This is a genomic window from Streptomyces sp. NPDC020807 (assembly GCF_040641575.1).
Classification (GTDB): domain Bacteria; phylum Actinomycetota; class Actinomycetes; order Streptomycetales; family Streptomycetaceae; genus Streptomyces.
This window is the reverse complement of the sequence record NZ_JBFADU010000019.1, coordinates 1-16,689: the sequence shown is the minus strand read 5'-3', so window position 1 is coordinate 16,689 and position 16,689 is coordinate 1. Positions and strand designations below refer to the sequence as shown.

The window sequence follows — 16,689 nt, the reverse complement described above, 5'->3', positions numbered from 1 at the left end:
CCGCCGCATCGGCCGGAACGTTACCGTACCGCGATCAGATGACCACTTCGACGCCCTCACCGGGCGGATTACCTGATACCCGTTCGGACTCAAGAGCGTTCTGCAGGATGATCACAGCGGCGGCCTGGTCGATGACCGAGCGCCCCTTCTTGGACTTCACGCCCGAGGCCCGCAGACCCTGGGTCGCGGTCACCGTGGTCATCCGCTCGTCGACGAGCCGGACCGGGATCGGGGCGATGCCCTTGGCCATCTCGCCGGCGAAGGCGCGGACCTTCGTCGCGGCCGGACCCTCCCGCCCGCTGAGCGAGCGGGGCAGGCCCACGACGACCTCGATGGGCTCGTACTCCTCGACGATCTGGCGGAGCCGCCGGTGGGCGGCCGGGACGTCACGTCCCGGCACGGTCTCCACCGGCGTGGCGAGGACCCCGTCGGGGTCGCACGAGGCGACCCCGATCCGGGCGTCCCCGACGTCGACCGCGAGGCGACGGCCGCGACGCATCGTCACGCCGTCTCCACCACGAGACGCTCGACGGCGGCGATGGCCTCGCCGACGGCCTCGGGGTTCTGACCGCCGCCCTGGGCGACGTCCGGCTTGCCGCCGCCACCGCCGCCGAGGGTCTTGGCGGCCGTGCGGACGAGCTCGCCGGCCTTGAGACCGCGCTCGCGGGCGGCCTCGTTGGTGGCGATGACCGTCAGCGGCTTGCCGTTGGCCGTGGTGAACAGGGCGACGACGGCCGGGCGGCCGCCCGGGATGCGGCCGCGGACGTCGAGGACCAGCTTGCGCAGGTCGTCGGCGCCGGTGCCGTCCGGCACCTGGCCGGTGACGAGGGCGACGCCGCGGATGTCCTGGGCGGAGTCGACCAGCCCGGCGGCGGCCTGGAGGACCTTCTCCGCGCGGAACTTCTCGATCTCCTTCTCGGCGTCCTTCAGCTTGCCGAGCATGGAGGAGATCTTCTCCGGCAGCTCCTCCGGGCGGCCCTTGACGAGCTCCTGGAGCTGGGCGACGACCGTGTGCTCACGGGCGAGGAAGTTGTACGCGTCGACGCCGACGAGGGCCTCGATGCGGCGCACGCCGGAACCGATCGACGACTCGCCGAGCAGCTTCACCAGACCCAGCTGGGCGGTGTTGTGGACGTGCGTGCCGCCGCACAGCTCCTTGGAGAAGTCGCCGATGGTGACGACGCGGACCTTCTCGCCGTACTTCTCGCCGAACTCGGCGATGGCGCCCTGTCGCTTGGCCTCGTCGATCGGCATGACCTCGGCGTGGACCTCCAGCTCGCGCGAGAGGACCTCGTTGATCTTCTGCTCGACGTCCATGAGGACCGTGCCGGGGACGGCGTTCGGCGAACCGAAGTCGAAGCGGAAGCGGCCGGGCTGGTTCTCGGAGCCGGCCTGGGCGGCCGTCGGGCCGAGCGCGTCGCGCAGGGCCTGGTGCGTGAGGTGGGTGGCCGAGTGGGCGCGGGCGATGGCCCGGCGGCGGCGCACGTCGATGGCGGCGTAGGCGGTGGCGCCGACGGTCACCTCGCCGACCTGCACGGAACCCTTGTGGACCGAGACGCCCGGGACCGGCTGCTGGACGTCGCGGATCTCGATGACGGCGCCGGAGTGCAGCTTGATGCGGCCCTGGTCGGCGATCTGGCCGCCGCCCTCGGCGTAGAACGGGGTGCGGTCGAGGACGACCTCGACCTCGTCGCCCTCGGAGGCGGCCGGCGACGGGACGCCGTTCACCAGGAGGCCGACGACCGTGGTCTCGCCCTCGGTGTTGGTGTAGCCGACGAACTCGGTGGCGCCGTTGGAGTCGGCGATCTCCCGGTAGGCCGTCATGTCGGCGTGGCCGGTCTTCTTGGCCTTGGCGTCGGCCTTGGCGCGCTCCCGCTGCTCCTTCATCAGGCGGCGGAAGCCGTCCTCGTCCACGGAGAGGCCCTGCTCGGAGGCCATCTCCAGGGTGAGGTCGATCGGGAAGCCCCAGGTGTCGTGGAGCAGGAACGCCTTGTCGCCGGAGAGGACCGTGCCGCCGGCGGCCTTGGTCTCGGTCACGGCGGTGTCGAGGATGTTGGTGCCGCCCTTGAGGGCCTTGAGGAAGGCGGCCTCTTCGGCGAGCGCGACGGTCTCGATGCGCTTGCGGTCGGTGACGAGCTCCGGGTACTGCTCGCCCATCGTGTTGATGACGGTGTCGACGAGCTCCTGCACGACCGGGCCCGTGGCACCGAGGAGGCGCATGTTGCGTACGGCGCGGCGCATGATGCGGCGGAGCACGTAGCCGCGGCCCTCGTTGCCCGGGGTGACGCCGTCGCCGATGAGCATGACGGAGGTGCGCATGTGGTCGGCGACCACGCGCAGCGAGACGTCGCTGTCCTGGGCCTTGCCGTAGGCGACGCCGGTGAGGGCGGTGGCCTTGTCGATGACGACCTGGAGGGTGTCCGTCTCGTACATGTTCTGGACGCCCTGGAGGATCATCGCCAGGCGCTCCAGGCCGAGGCCCGTGTCGATGTTCTTCGACGGCAGCTCGCCGAGGATCGGGAAGTCGTCCTTGCCCGAGCCCTCGCCGCGCTCGTACTGCATGAAGACCAGGTTCCAGATCTCCACGTACCGCTCGTCGTTGACGGCCGGGCCGCCCTCGACGCCGAACTCGGGGCCGCGGTCGTAGTTGATCTCGGAGCACGGGCCGCAGGGGCCGGGGACGCCCATCGACCAGTAGTTGTCCTTCTTGCCGAGGCGCTGGATGCGCTCGGCCGGGACGCCGACGACGTCGCGCCAGATCTGCTCGGCCTCGTCGTCCTCCTGGTAGACGGTGATCCAGAGCTTCTCCGGTTCGAGCCCGTAGCCGCCGTGCTCCACCGGGGTGGTCAGCAGCTCCCAGGCGAGCTTGATGGCGCCTTCCTTGAAGTAGTCGCCGAAGGAGAAGTTGCCGCACATCTGGAAGAACGTGCCGTGGCGAGTGGTCTTGCCGACTTCCTCGATGTCGGGCGTGCGCACGCACTTCTGCACGCTGGACGCGCGCGTGAAGGGCGGCTTGACCTCACCCAGGAAGTAGGGCTTGAACGGCACCATGCCGGCGGGGACGAGCAGCAGAGTCGGGTCGTCCGCGATGAGCGACGCCGAAGGGACGACGGTGTGCCCGCGCTCCTCGAAGAAGCTCAGCCAGCGGCGGCGGATTTCAGCCGACTCCATCAGTGGTCCTCATTCCGGTTGTACGAGATCGTGGGGATCGAATAAGTCGTGTGCGGTCGTGCGGTGGGGCCGAGCGCCGCCCTGCGGCGGGGGGCCGGAAGCTCGTGGTCCCGGTCCGCGGCGTCCACCGGCGCGTCGAGGCCGAGGGCCTCCTCCAGCTCGGCTTCCCGCTGGACCATGCCCGCCCTGACGTCGAGGGCGAAGTCCTTGAGCCGGTGTCCGGTCTCGACCGCCTTGTTCGCGGCCTGGGCCGCGAGGCTCTCGGGCGTCAGCTGCTTCAGCTTCCGGTTGACCTTGGCGGTGGCCCACACGCCGGCGGCTGCGCCGGCCGTGAACCAGAACGTGCGGCGGAACATGGCGGCTCAGCCCTTCTGCTTCCGGCGCCGTGCGGACGGCACCGTACGCCCGACGATCACAGTACGGCGCGCGGTCGTCCGCGGCACGTCCTCGGCTCCCCGGCCCCGGCCGAGCGCCTTGCGCACGCCGTAGCCGAAGGCGGCGACCTTCACGAGCGGGCCGCCGAACGTCGAGGCGACCGTGGAGGAGAGGGCGGACGCGTTGGAGGTGACCTCCTGGACGTCCGAGGCGATGGCGTCGACCCGGTCGAGCTGGGTCTGCGCGGAGCGCACGGTCGCGGAGGCGTCGGCGAGCAGGGGGACGGCCTGCTCGGTCACGTCCGCCACGAGCCGGGTCGTCGCCCTGAGCGTCTGCGCCAGCCTCACCAGCACCACGGCGAGGAAGGAGACCAGGATCGCCCAGAAGACGGCGACCAGGATGCCGGCAACCTCTCCACCGGTCACTCTGCACCGCTCCTCGAAGTCGTCTGATGTGTCGTCGGGCCCTTGCCAAAAGTAGTCCCCCGACCCTATCGCGCCCGGGCTGTCCCGCCGTACCGCATTACGGGCCGTGGGAGGGGAGTTACAGAATCCGATTGTACGGAGCGCGTGTGGATCAGTACGCTCCGTGTCTCATGCGACGGAGCAATCTCCCGGCCGAGCTGAACCGGTTCGTCGGAAGGGCCGAGGAACAGGCCGCACTCGACCGACTCCTCGGGGAGTCGCGTCTCGTCACGGTCGTCGGGGTGGGCGGCGTCGGCAAGACGCGGCTCGCGCTGCGGGTCGCCGGCGCGGTGCAGAAACGCTACGGCGGGGAGGTGCGGCTCGCGGAGCTCGCGCCCGTGCGCGACCCGGAGCTCGTGGACCACGCCCTGGTCGAGGCGCTCGGCCTCACCGACCACACCCTGCGGGCCCCGCGCGAGGTCCTCGTCGAGCACCTCGCGGAGCGGCGGCTCCTCCTGGTCCTCGACGGCTTCGAGCACCTCGTGGAGAGCTGCGCCCCCCTGGTACGGGAGCTGCTGGAGCACTCCCCCGGCCTGACCGTCCTCGCGGCCGGCCGCCGGCCGCTGCGGGTGGCGGGCGAGGCCGTGCTCACGCTGGCGCCGATGGGCGAGGCGGACGCGGTGGCGCTGCTCGCCGAGCGGGCGGCGGAGGCGGGCGCGCCCGTCCCCGTGCCCGATCCCTGTCCCGTACCGGAGCCCCGGGCGCCACGGGACGCCGTGCGGGAGCTCTGCCGTCGGCTCGACGGCATCCCGCTCGCCCTGGAACTCGCGGCCGGACGGCTGCCGCTCCTCTCCGTCGAGCAGATGCTGAGCCGGCTCGACGACCGTTTCCGGCTGCTCGCGCACGGGGAGCGCGGGGCGCTCCCCCGCCACCAGACCCTGCGGACCGCGATCGGGTGGAGCCACGAGCTGTGCACGCCGGAGGAGCGGCTGCTCTGGGCGCGGCTCTCGGTCTTCGCCGGACCCTTCGACCTGGAGGCGGTGGAGTACGTCTGCGCCGGTCCGGAGCTCGCGCAGGAAGAGATCCTGGACCTGATGGGCGGCCTGCTCGCGCAGTCGCTCGTGGTCCGGGAGGACACCCCGGCCGGGCCCGGCTACCGGATCCTCGACACGGTCGCCGCGTACGGGGCCGAGTGGCTGGCCGCGCTCGGCGACACCGACCGGATGCGGCGGCGGCACCGCGACTGGTACATGGGGCTCGCGACCTGGTGCGAGCTGGAGTGGTTCAGCCCGCGCCAGGCGGAGGTGGCGGCCCGTACGGACCGGGCGCTGCCGAATCTGCGGGCGGCTCTCGACCTGTGTCTGGAGAACCCGGAGGACGGGCATCTCGCCCAGCACCTGGCGGGCACGCTCTGGTTCGCCTGGGTCGGCTGCGGACGGCTCTCGGAGGGCCGGCACTGGCTGGAGCGGTCGCTCGCGGCGGAGTCCGGGCACGAGGAGGCACGGCTCAAGGCACTGTGGGTGCTCGGTTACGTGACGATCCTCCAGGGCGACGGCACGGCCGCGGTGGCGGCGCTCCACGAGTGCGGGGAGCGGGCCAGGGCGTCGGGCAACGCGTTGGCGGAGGCGTACGCGACGCACCGCATGGGGTGCCTGGCGCTGCTGTCGGACGACATGCGGCGGGCGGAGGAGCTGATCGGGCGCGCCCTGGCGGCGTACCGCACGCTCGGCGAGCTCAACAGCAACGTCCTGATGGGGCAGGTCGAGGTCGCGATGGCGCGGGCCTTCGGCGGCGACCTGGAGGGCGCGGTCGCGATCTGCCGCGAGGTGCGGGAGGTCTGCGAGGAGCGCGGGGAGCGCTGGACCCGGGCGTACGCGCTGTACGTGCTGGCGTTCTCGGCGTGGACGCGGGGGGCGTACGGGGAGGCGCGGGTGCTGCTCGTCGAGTGCGTCACCATCAACCACGCCTTCCGGGACCTGGTCGGGCTCGTCCTCGCGATCGAGCTGCTCGCGCTGGTGACGGCCTGCGAGGGCGAGCCGGTGGAGGCGGCCGTGCTCCAGGGCGCGACCGTGCCGATCTGGGACACGGTGGGCATCCGGCTGTTCGGCTCGGGTTCGTTCAACGGGCCGCGGGCGCTGTGCGAGCAGCGGGTGGTCGAGGCGCTCGGTGCCGAGGCCTACGAGACGGCGCTGCGCGCGGGGCTCGAACTCTCGCTGGACGCGGCGGTGGAGCGGGCGCTGGCGCACCGGCGCGGTCCGGCGCTCGGCGGCGCGGTGCGGGCGGCCGGTCCCGTGACCCCGCGCCCGTTCCGTACGGCGAGGGCGACGGAGCTCGGGAACGCGGAAGCCCGCCGGCTCCCCCACCGGTAAGGGCGGGGAAGCGGCGGGCTGAACACCGCGGGGGTGGTACTGCGCCGCTGCTGGGATCAGCGGGCGTAGTACTCGACGACCAGCTGCTCGTCGCAGATGACCGGGATTTCCTTGCGGTTCGGGTCGCGGTCGAGGCGGAAGGCCAGGGCCTTCAGGTTGACCTGCAGGTAGCGCGGGGTCTCGCCGTCGGCGGCGAAGCCACCCTCACGGGCCATCTCGAAGAGCGGCTTGGTGCGGCTGCGCTCGCGGACCATCACGACGTCGTCGGGACGGACGCGGAACGACGGCTTGTCGACCTTGCCACCGTTGACCTGGATGTGGCCGTGGACGACCATCTGGCGGGCCTGGTAGATGGTGCGGGCGATGCCCGAACGCAGGACCAGGGCGTCGAGGCGACGCTCGAGCTCGACGACCAGCGCCTCGCCCGTCTTGCCCTCGGCCTTCTTGGCGCGGTCGTAGGCGCGCGCCATCTGGCGCTCGCTGATGTCGTACTGGGCGCGCAGACGCTGCTTCTCGAGCAGACGGACCTTGTAGTCCGAGTTCTGCTTGCGGCCACGGCCGTGCTCGCCCGGCGGGTAGGGGCGGGCCTCGAAGTACTTGACGGCCTTGGGGGTCAGCGCGATGCCGAGGGCACGCGACTTCTTGACCTTGGGACGGGACTGGTTCGGCATGAACCAACCTCTCTATCTGAACGAATACGGCTTCACCAGGGTTAGGGGAGGTCGCATCCGCAGCCCGGGAAACCCGTGCGGTCCGTACGGGACGGACCTGTCGGGCAGCCGCTCCCAGGTCTGGGCACATACGTGCAGCACGCGAACGGCCCATCGCCGGTCCCGGGAATCCGGGGGGTGATGGGTTGCCCGCGACACCTTCGAAGGTGCGCGACGCTCCTGGAGACCCGACCCGGGGGCCCGGTCTCCCGCTGACTGTCCCGTTCTGGTGGTGCCGACCGGAGTCGGTCACGGGACGCAGCAATCCGGTCCAGTGTACCGGCTTTCCCGGGTGCTACTTCCCCTCGCCCCTCAGGCGCTCGCGGACCCTCTCCACCACGTCCGCGTAGCGCGCCTCGGCGCCGTACCGCGTGGGCTCGTAGTAGTGGCGGCCGTGGATCGCGTCCGGGGCGTACTGCTGGGCGGCGATGCCGCCGGGGACGTCGTGCGGGTACACGTACCCCTGGGCGTGGCCGAGCTTGGCTGCGCCCTTGTAGTGGCCGTCGCGCAGGTGGGGCGGGACGGAGCCCGCGAGGCCGTTCCGCACGTCGGCGAGGGCCGCGCCGATCGCGGTCGTCGCCGTGTTCGACTTCGGGGCCAGGGCGAGGGCGATCGTGGCGTGGCTCAGGGTGAGGGCCGCCTCGGGGAAACCGATCATGGCGACGGCCTGGGCGGCGGCGACGGCGATCGGCAGGGCGTTCGGGTCGGCGAGGCCGATGTCCTCGCTGGCGGAGATCATCAGGCGGCGGGCGATGAAGCGCGGGTCCTCCCCCGCCTCGATCATCCGCGCCAGGTAGTGCAGGGCCGCGTCGACGTCGGAGCCGCGGATCGACTTGATGAGGGCGCTGGCGACGTCGTAGTGCTGGTCGCCGTCCCGGTCGTACTTCACGGCGGCCCGGTCGACGGTCTCCTCGACCGTCTGGAGCGTGATCTCCTCCTCGCCCTTGGCGAGGGCGGCTCCGGCCGCCGCCTCCAGGGCGGTGAGGGCGCGCCGGGCGTCGCCGCCGGCGACCCGGAGGAGGTGGGCCTCGGCGTCCTCGGGCAGGGTCACGGCCCCGCGCAGCCCCCGCTCGTCGGTGAGCGCGCGGGCGAGCAGGCCGCGCAGGTCGCCGTCCGTGAGGGGTTCGAGGGTGAGGAGCAGGGAGCGCGAGAGGAGCGGGGAGATCACCGAGAAGTACGGGTTCTCGGTGGTGGCGGCGATCAGCGTCACCCAGCGGTTCTCCACGGCGGGCAGGAGGGAGTCCTGCTGCGCCTTGGAGAAGCGGTGGATCTCGTCGAGGAAGAGGACGGTCTCCTTGCCGTAGCCCCCGACCGCCCGGCGGGCGCCGTCGATCACGGCCCGGACCTCCTTGACCCCGGCGGTGATGGCGGAGAGCTCCACGAACCGCTTGTCGGTCGCCTTGGAGACCACGTACGCGAGGGTGGTCTTGCCGATGCCGGGCGGGCCCCAGAGGATCACCGAGGAGGCGCCGGCCGGTCCGCTGTCACCGTCCCCGACCAGGCGGCGCAGCGGGGATCCGGGCCTGAGCAGGTGCTGCTGCCCCACCACCTCGTCGAGGGTGCGGGGGCGCATCCGGACGGCCAGCGGACTGCTGGACGGGTCCTTCTCCTGGCGGTCTTCGGCGGCTGCGGTAAAGAGGTCGGGCTCCACGCATGAAGCCTAAGTCAGGCCACTGACACTCCGGGAACGGTTCAGCTGGTCCAGAAGTCCCACCAGCGCGTCAGGATCAGCATGCCGATGATCCCGACGTGCAGGACGGGCAGCACCCACGTGAACTCGGCGAAGAAGGTCCTGAGGGCGCGCGGGGCGGGGATGACGCCGTGCCGGACGTTGTGGGAGGTCACGTACCAGAACATGACGATGGTGGCGACCCAGGCCAGGCAGCACCACAGGCAGAGCGAGTTGATCTCGTACAGCGACTGCTGCATGAGCCAGGTGCAGAAGCCGACGCCGAAGAGGGTGCCGGCGTTGAGGCCGAGCCAGTACCAGCCGCGGTAGCGGGCGCCCGCGAGGAGGCCGACGCCGATCGCGACGACCATGCCGTACGTGACGAGGCCGAGCATCGGGTTGGGGAAGCCGAAGACCGAGGCCTGCTCGCTCTTCATGATGTTGCCGCAGGAGACGATCGGGTTGAGGCTGCACCCGGGGACGAAGTTCGGGTCCTCCAGGAGCTTGATCTTGTCGATCGTGATGACCCAGGCGGCGAGCAGGCCCGCCGCGCCGGTGATCACGAGCAGCCAGGCGAGGCCACGGCTCGCGCCGATCGTTCCGGGCGCGCCCGTCGTGCCGCCGTCCCGGCCGGACGCCGTCCCGTCCACCGCTGCCTTCGCCATGTCGCTCTTCCCTCGCTCGCGAGCCTTGTGGGCACGGTCATTCTGCAACACGGAGGGGACGTTCGGCCGTTTGCGGGACATAAGGAAGGGCCCGGACCGGTGTGCGGTCCGGGCCCTTCCCCCGTATGACGATCAGGCGGGACGGTCAGGCCAGCTTGGTCCTGACGGCCTCCAGGAGGCCCTCCGGGGAGACGGCCTGCTGCTCGCCGGACTCCATGTCCTTGAGCTGGACGACGCCCTCGGCGAGGTCGCGCTCGCCGGCGACGACGGCGAGGCGGGCGCCGGAGCGGTTGGCGTCCTTCATGGCGCCCTTGAGGCCCTTGCCGCCGTACGAGAAGTCGGCGGCGATCCCGGCCCGGCGCAGCTCGGTGACCTTGCCGAAGAGGAGGCGACGGGCCTCCTCGCCGAGGGCCACGGCGAAGACGCTGGTGGCGGCGGGGATGTCGAGCGCGACGCCCTCGGCCTCCAGGGCGAGGACCGTGCGGTCGACGCCGAGCGCCCAGCCCACCGAGGGCAGCGCGGGGCCGCCGATCATCTCGGAGAGGCCGTCGTAGCGGCCGCCGCCGCCGACCGCCGACTGCGAGCCGAGGCCGTCGTGGACGAACTCGAAGGTGGTCCGGGTGTAGTAGTCGAGGCCGCGGACGAGCTTCGGGTCGTCCTCGAAGACGACGCCGGCCGCCGTGATCAGGGCGCGGACCTCCTCGTGGTACGCCTTGCAGGCGTCGCACAGGTAGTCGCGCAGGAGCGGCGCGCCGACGAGCTGCTTCTGCACGGCCTCGCGCTTGTCGTCGAGGACGCGCAGCGGGTTGATCTCGGCGCGGCGCAGGGTCTCCTCGTCGAGGTCGAGGCCGCGCAGGAAGGTCTGGAGGGCCTCCCGGTAGACGGGACGGCACTCCTTGTCGCCGAGCGAGTTCAGCAGGATGCGGAAGTTCCGCAGGCCGAGCGAGCGGTAGGCCTCGTCGGCGAGGATGATCAGCTCGGCGTCGAGCGCCGGGTCCTCGGCACCGATCGCCTCGGCGCCGACCTGGGAGAAGTGGCGGTAGCGGCCCTTCTGAGGGCGCTCGTAGCGGTAGTACGAGCCGGAGTACCAGAGCTTGACCGGGAGGTTGCCCTGCTTGTGCAGGTTGGCCTCCAGGGCCGCGCGCAGGACGGAGGCGGTGCCCTCGGGGCGCAGGGCGAGCCTGTCGCCGCCCTTGGTCTCGAAGGCGTACATCTCCTTGGTCACGATGTCGGTGGACTCGCCGACGCCGCGGGCGAAGAGGTTCACGTCCTCGAAGCCGGGGGTCTCGACGTAGCCGTAGCCGGCCTTCCGCAGGGGGGCGGAGATCGCGTCCCGGACCGCCAGGTAGGTGGCGGAGAAGGGCGGGATGAGGTCGTACGTGCCCTTGGGGGCCTTGAAGCTGCTCACGAAAGTCGTCACATTCCTCGTCGGGGAGCGTCCGCGCTCCCGAGGCCGGAGGCCACCTGCCGCAGATAGGGATTGGTGGCGCGCTCCTGGCCGATGGTCGTCTGGGGACCGTGCCCCGACAGCACCACGGTCGAGTTGTCGAGGGGCAGGCACACGCGGGCCAGCGATCCGAGCATCTCGTCCATGTCACCGCCGGGCAGGTCGGTGCGTCCGATGGAGCCGGCGAAGAGCAGGTCCCCCGAGAAGAACACGGAGGGGATCTCCGTGGTCTCGGGCATCCTGAAGGTCACCGACCCCTTGGTATGACCGGGCGCGTGGGCGACGGAGAACTCCATGCCGGCGAGCGTCAGCGCGGCGCCGTCGATGAGTTCTCGCACGTCGTCGGGTTCCCCCACGGTCAGCTCGCCCATGAGGGGCATCCCGATGGAACGGCCGAGGGCCTTCTCCGGGTCGCTCATCATGTAGCGGTCGGACGGGTGGATCCACGCGGGGACGTCATGGGCGCCGCACACCGGGACGACGGAGGCGACGTGGTCGATGTGTCCATGGGTGAGGACGACGGCGACGGGCTTGAGCCGATGCTTCTTGAGCGTCTCCTCGACTCCCTGGGCGGCCTGGTGGCCCGGGTCGATGATGACGCACTCCTCGCCTGCGGCGGGGGCGACCAGGTAACAGTTGGTCCCCCAGGCCCCGGCGGGGAACCCGGCAATCAGCACGTTCGTCCTTAGGTTGTCGTCCGGCACGGGATGCGGAAGTCGTGGCGATCACGCGATTCGGCAGATCAGAGCCTACCGGCGGTGCCGCTTCCACAGCGAACCCATATACGGTACGGGCACATCCGGCCAGGACAGGAACAGACGAGCGACAGGAGCGGACCCGGTGGTCACCAGCGATCAGCGGCGGCGGCAGCTTGCCAGGGAGAAGTACGCGCGGCAGCAGCAGCGGCGTGAGGAAGCGCGGCGCAAGGCGAAGCAGCGCAACACCGTCATCGCGGCCGGCCTCGCGGTGGTCCTCGCCGCCGGCGGCGCCGTGTACGCGTCGGTTCAGCTGACGGACGACAAGAAGTCCTCGGACAGCGCGTCGGGCGACACGCCCACGACGGCCGCGCCCACGCCCACGCCCTCGCAGAGCGAGTCGGCGAGCCCCGAGCCGAAGATGGGGATCGACGCCAAGGGCACGTACGCCATGTCCCTCAAGACCAACGAGGGCGACATCACGATCACCATGGACGCGGCGAAGACCCCGCGCACGGTGAACTCCTTCCACAGCCTCGCCGCGAAGAAGTACTTCGACGGGACGAAGTGCCACCGCCTCACCACGCAGGGCATCTTCGTGCTCCAGTGCGGCGACCCGAAGGGCGACGGCACCGGCGGCCCGGGCTACACGATCCCGGACGAGAACCTGGACGCGCTCGGCAAGGCGGGCTCGGACGGGGCGGTGACCTACCCGGCGGGCACGGTCGCGATGGCCAACACCGGCCAGCCCGGCTCCGGCGGCTCGCAGTTCTTCCTCGTCTACAAGGACACCAAGCTGCCCCCGTCGTACACGCCCTTCGGGAAGATCGACGCGGCCGGCCTGAAGGCCGTCGAGGACGTGGCCGCGGCGGGTGTCGCGGGCGGTGCGACGGACGGCGCTCCGAAGAAGGCCGTCACCATCGAGAAGGCGACCGTCACCAAGAAGTGAGCCGGCGCTTCCGCACCCCAGCGCGACCGTTTCGCGACCGTTGAATTTCGGTCGCGCTGAGTGCGGACAGCCGGGCCGCCGTTCGCCTAGATTGGCGTTGTGCAGTGTGGGCCGTCGTCGGCCGCGCTGCGGATGGCGGGCGAGGCCCGCCGGGAAACTGTGGACGATGCCCGGGGGGTACGACCCCGCGACGGCATCATGGTGAGGAGGCGCTGTGAGCAGCGACCCGTGGGGCCGCGTCGACGAGACGGGCACCGTGTACGTGCGGACGGCCGAGGGCGAGAAGGTCGTCGGATCGTGGCAGGCCGGCACCCCTGAGGAGGCCCTGGCCTACTTCGAGCGCAAGTACGAGGGCTTGGTGGTCGAGATCGGCCTCCTCGAGAAGCGTGTGAGGACCACCGACCTCTCGTCGAAGGACGCCACCGCGGCCATCGAGCACATCCGCCAGCAGATCGACGAGCACCACGCCGTCGGTGACCTGGCCGCGCTCGGCGCCCGGCTGGACAAGCTCGTCGCGTCGGTGGACTCCCGCCGCGAGGAGCGCAAGGCCCAGAAGGCCAAGCAGACCGACGAGGCGCGGGCCGCCAAGGAGGCGCTGGTCACCGAGGCCGAGGAGCTGGCGCAGAGCGAGCAGTGGCGCTCCGCCGGCGAGCGGCTGCGGGCCCTGGTGGACACCTGGAAGGGTCTCCCCCGGCTCGACCGCAAGTCCGACGACGAGCTGTGGCACCGCTTCTCGCACGCCCGCTCGGCGTTCTCGAAGCGCCGCAAGGCCCACTTCGCCTCGCTGGACGCCCAGCGCGAGGACGCCCGCAAGGCCAAGGAGCGCCTGGTCGCCGAGGCGGAGTCGCTGTCGAACTCCACCGACTGGGGTGCGACCGCGGCCCGCTACCGCGAGCTGATGGCGGACTGGAAGGCGGCCGGCCGTGCGCAGCGCGAGCACGAGGACGACCTGTGGAACCGCTTCCGCGGTGCCCAGGACGTCTTCTTCGCGGCGCGGGGCGAGGTCTTCGCCGAGCGTGACGCGGAGCAGACCGAGAACCTCAAGCTGAAGGAGGAGCTTGCGGTCGAGGCCGAGAAGCTGGTGCCGGTGACGGACCTGAAGGCGGCGCGCGCGGCCTTCCGTTCCCTCAACGAGCGCTGGGAGGCCATCGGCCACGTGCCGCGTGACGCCCGCCCGAAGGTCGAGGGCCGGATGCACACGGTGGAGCGGGCGATCCAGGAGGCCGAGGAGGCCGAGTGGCGCCGGACGAACCCGGAGGCGCGTGCGCGTGCCGCGGGTCTGACCGGTCAGCTCCAGGACGCCGTCGAGAAGCTGCGCAAGCAGATCGACGCCGCCCGTGCCGCGGGCAACGACGCCAAGGCCGACAAGCTCGGCCGCGAGCTCGAGGGCCGTCAGGCCCTGCTCGACCAGGCGCTGAAGGGCCTGGAGGAGTTCGGCGGCTGACCGCCCCGGATCCGTACGCGTACGAGGAAGGCCCCCGGCTCCGTGCCGGGGGCCTTCCTCGTGGTCGTCGTCAGGGCCTGCGGGCCGAGGTCACGCGGTAGACGTCGTACACGCCCTCCACGCCCCGGACGGCCTTCAGGACGTGGCCGAGGTGCTTCGGGTCGCCCATCTCGAAGGTGAAGCGGGAGGTGGCCACCCGGTCGCGGGAGGTCTGGACGGCCGCCGACAGGATGTTGACGTGCTGGTCCGAGAGGACCCGCGTGACGTCCGAGAGCAGCCGGGACCGGTCGAGCGCCTCGACCTGGATGGCGACCAGGAAGACGGAGGACTGGGTGGGGGCCCACTCGACCTCCAGGATCCGCTCCGGCTCGCGGGACAGCGAGTCCACGTTGACGCAGTCGCTGCGGTGAACCGATACGCCACTGCCGCGGGTGACGAAGCCGATGATCGGGTCGCCGGGCACGGGCGTGCAGCAGCGGGCCAGCTTCACCCAGACGTCCTCGACGCCCTTGACGACGACGCCGGGGTCGGTGCTGGAGCGGCGCTTGGAGCGGCCGCGGGTCGGCGGGGCCGCCTCCTCGATGTCCTCGGTGGCGGCCTCCTCGCCGCCGAGGGCCTGGACCAGCTTCTGCACGATGGACTGGGCCGTGACGTGGCCCTCGCCGATCGCCGCGTACAGCGAGGAGATGTCGGTGTACCGCAGCTCGTGGGCGAGGGTGACGAGCGAGTCGCCGGTGAGGATGCGCTGGATCGGCAGGTTCTGCTTGCGCATGGCCCGCGCGATGGCGTCCTTGCCCTGCTCGATCGCCTCGTCGCGGCGCTCCTTGGAGAACCAGCCGCGGATCTTGTTGCGGGCGCGCGGGGACTTGACGAAGCCGAGCCAGTCGCGGGAGGGGCCGGCGCCGGCGGCCTTGGAGGTGAAGACCTCGACGAGGTCGCCGTTGTCGAGGGTCGATTCGAGCGGCACGAGCCGTCCGTTGACCCGCGCTCCTATGGTCCGGTGACCGACCTCGGTGTGGACGGCGTACGAGAAGTCGACGGGGGTCGCGCCGGCGGGCAGGGCGATGACGTCGCCCTTGGGCGTGAAGACGAAGACCTCGTTGCGCGAGAGGTCGAAGCGCAGGGACTCCAGGAACTCGCTGGGGTCCTCGGTCTCCTTCTGCCAGTCGAGGAGCTGGCGCAGCCACGCCATGTCGTTGAGGTGGTCGTCCTTGCCGGCCTTCTTGGGCACGTCGGCGCGGACCTTGGAGGCGCCGGCGACGGCCTCCTGCTTGTACTTCCAGTGCGCGGCGATGCCGTACTCGGCGCGGCGGTGCATGTCGAAGGTGCGGATCTGGAGCTCGACGGGCTTGCCGTTGGGTCCGATGACCGTCGTGTGCAGCGACTGGTACATGTTGAACTTCGGCATCGCGATGTAGTCCTTGAACCGGCCGGGGACCGGGTTCCATCGCGCGTGGACGGTGCCGAGGGCCGCGTAGCAGTCGCGGACGGTGTCCACGAGGACGCGGATGCCCACCAGGTCGTAGATCTCCGCGAAGTCACGGCCGCGGACGATCATCTTCTGGTAGACGCTGTAGTAGTGCTTCGGGCGTCCGGTGACGGTCGCCTTGATGCGGGCGGCGCGCAGGTCGGCCTGGACCTCGTCGGTCACTATGGCGAGGTACTCGTCCCGCTTGGGCGCGCGCTCGGCGACGAGGCGGACGATCTCGTCGTACATCTTGGGGTAGAGGATCGCGAAGGCGAGGTCCTCCAGCTCCCACTTGATGGTGTTCATGCCCAGGCGGTGGGCCAGGGGCGCGTAGATCTCGAGGGTCTCGCGGGCCTTCTTCTCCTGCTTCTCCCGCTTGAGGTAGCGCATGGTGCGCATGTTGTGCAGGCGGTCGGCGAGCTTGATGACCAGGACGCGCGGGTCCTTGGCCATGGCGACGACCATCTTGCGGACGGTCTCGGCCTGGGCGGCCTCGCCGAACTTGACCTTGTCGAGCTTGGTGACGCCGTCGACGAGCAGGGCGACCTGGTCGCCGAAGTCGCGGCGGAGGGTCTCCAGGCCGTACTCGGTGTCCTCGACGGTGTCGTGCAGCAGGCCGGCCATCAGCGTCGCCGGGTCCATGCCGAGCTCGGCGAGGATGGTGGTGACGGCGAGCGGGTGCGTGATGTACGGGTCGCCGCTCTTGCGCTTCTGACCGCGGTGCCAGCGCTCGGCGACCTGGTAGGCGTGCTCGATCTGACGGAGGGTGGCCGTCTCGATCTTGGGGTCGTTGGAGCGGACGATCCGCAGCAGCGGTTCGAGGACCGGGTTGTACGGGGACGAACGCTGGACGCCGAGGCGGGCGAGGCGGGCACGGACGCGGTTGGACGAGCCGCCGGAACGTGCGGGCGCGGGGCGCTCGGGGGCGGCCGGCGCCGGGGCGGGCGCGGCGGGCGCGGGCCTGGTCTCCGCCGGCTTGTTCTGGGGCGTGCCGGTCCCCTGCGCGGCCTTGTCGGCCTTCGGGTCGGGCTGCGCGGCGGAGAGTGACTGGGCCTCGTCTGGCAAGAGCGCTCCTCGTGCGGTTCCGGGTCCCCCGGTCAGGCCCGGAAAGGCCATGGTATCGAGCCATGACCGTCGGTGCTCACGCGCCCGGGTTTCGGACCTCCGCACGAGGGGCAGCGCCCGGGAGCCCGGGGACACCGGGAGAACGCGAGGGGCGGGGCGGGGGGTGCCCCGGGCGGCCCCCCGGGGGGGGACCCCCCCAGTTAGAGACGGGTTAGAGCCCCAAGTGTATGTCCAACCACTGTAATACACTCAAACAAT

The 16,689-nt window shown here is 71.3% G+C and carries 13 protein-coding genes; 3 read left to right on the top strand and 10 right to left on the bottom strand.

Annotation, left to right across the window (positions count from 1 at the left end):
• Positions 1–34: 34 nt before the first annotated feature.
• From ruvX to AB0G79_RS24385, 4 genes are read right to left on the bottom strand one after another with little or no spacing between them, the layout of a single operon-like run.
• The gene (ruvX, locus tag AB0G79_RS24400; RefSeq protein ID WP_360810020.1) at positions 35–499 is read right to left on the bottom strand and encodes a Holliday junction resolvase RuvX; all 465 of its coding nucleotides are present in this window, start codon (positions 497–499) and stop codon (positions 35–37) included.
• A 2-nt stretch (positions 500–501) separates the two neighbouring features.
• Positions 502–3,171 carry an alanine--tRNA ligase gene (gene alaS, locus AB0G79_RS24395; RefSeq protein WP_360809829.1) on the bottom strand — a complete coding sequence of 890 codons (2,670 nt, stop codon included), beginning with the start codon at positions 3,169–3,171 and terminating at the stop codon, positions 502–504.
• On the bottom strand, positions 3,171–3,527 hold the full coding sequence (locus AB0G79_RS24390) for a DUF6167 family protein (RefSeq protein WP_360809827.1): 357 nt from the start codon (positions 3,525–3,527) through the stop codon (positions 3,171–3,173). The genes alaS and AB0G79_RS24390 overlap by 1 nt, the downstream gene beginning before the upstream one ends.
• A 6-nt stretch (positions 3,528–3,533) precedes the next feature.
• Positions 3,534–3,971: a DUF948 domain-containing protein gene (locus tag AB0G79_RS24385; RefSeq protein WP_360809825.1), complete on the bottom strand. Its 438-nt coding sequence runs from the start codon at positions 3,969–3,971 to the stop codon at positions 3,534–3,536.
• 170 nt (positions 3,972–4,141) lie between these two features.
• Here AB0G79_RS24385 and AB0G79_RS24380 point away from each other — a divergent pair, with 170 nt between their 5' ends.
• Entirely contained in the window at positions 4,142–6,319 is a 2,178-nt protein-coding gene (locus AB0G79_RS24380; protein ID WP_360809823.1) for a regulator, read from the top strand.
• A gap of 56 nt (positions 6,320–6,375) precedes the next feature.
• On the opposite strand, the gene rpsD is transcribed toward AB0G79_RS24380, so the two are convergent.
• The 5 genes from rpsD to AB0G79_RS24355 form a co-directional block, all read right to left on the bottom strand.
• The gene (rpsD, locus tag AB0G79_RS24375) at positions 6,376–6,990 is read right to left on the bottom strand and encodes a 30S ribosomal protein S4 (protein ID WP_015032311.1); all 615 of its coding nucleotides are present in this window, start codon (positions 6,988–6,990) and stop codon (positions 6,376–6,378) included.
• Positions 6,991–7,324: 334 nt separating this feature from the next.
• Complete coding sequence (locus AB0G79_RS24370) at positions 7,325–8,680, bottom strand: replication-associated recombination protein A (RefSeq protein ID WP_360809821.1); 1,356 nt, start codon at positions 8,678–8,680, stop codon at positions 7,325–7,327.
• A 41-nt stretch (positions 8,681–8,721) separates the two neighbouring features.
• Positions 8,722–9,363, bottom strand: a complete 642-nt coding sequence (locus AB0G79_RS24365; RefSeq protein WP_360809818.1) for a vitamin K epoxide reductase family protein — start codon at positions 9,361–9,363, stop codon at positions 8,722–8,724.
• A 145-nt stretch (positions 9,364–9,508) separates the two neighbouring features.
• Entirely contained in the window at positions 9,509–10,771 is a 1,263-nt protein-coding gene (gene hisS / locus AB0G79_RS24360) for a histidine--tRNA ligase (RefSeq protein ID WP_360809816.1), read from the bottom strand.
• Positions 10,772–10,779: 8 nt separating this feature from the next.
• The gene (locus AB0G79_RS24355) at positions 10,780–11,487 is read right to left on the bottom strand and encodes an MBL fold metallo-hydrolase (protein WP_360809814.1); all 708 of its coding nucleotides are present in this window, start codon (positions 11,485–11,487) and stop codon (positions 10,780–10,782) included.
• Between the two features lie 163 nt (positions 11,488–11,650).
• Here AB0G79_RS24355 and AB0G79_RS24350 point away from each other — a divergent pair, with 163 nt between their 5' ends.
• Together AB0G79_RS24350 and AB0G79_RS24345 are read left to right on the top strand one after the other, a co-directional pair.
• The gene (locus AB0G79_RS24350; protein WP_360809812.1) at positions 11,651–12,454 is read left to right on the top strand and encodes a peptidylprolyl isomerase; all 804 of its coding nucleotides are present in this window, start codon (positions 11,651–11,653) and stop codon (positions 12,452–12,454) included.
• Between the two features lie 214 nt (positions 12,455–12,668).
• On the top strand, positions 12,669–13,898 hold the full coding sequence (locus tag AB0G79_RS24345; RefSeq protein WP_360809810.1) for a DUF349 domain-containing protein: 1,230 nt from the start codon (positions 12,669–12,671) through the stop codon (positions 13,896–13,898).
• Between the two features lie 70 nt (positions 13,899–13,968).
• Here AB0G79_RS24345 and AB0G79_RS24340 read toward each other — a convergent pair whose 3' ends face one another.
• Positions 13,969–16,431, bottom strand: coding sequence for a bifunctional (p)ppGpp synthetase/guanosine-3',5'-bis(diphosphate) 3'-pyrophosphohydrolase (locus AB0G79_RS24340; protein WP_360809808.1), 2,463 nt, complete (start codon positions 16,429–16,431; stop codon positions 13,969–13,971).
• Positions 16,432–16,689 lie beyond the last annotated feature (258 nt).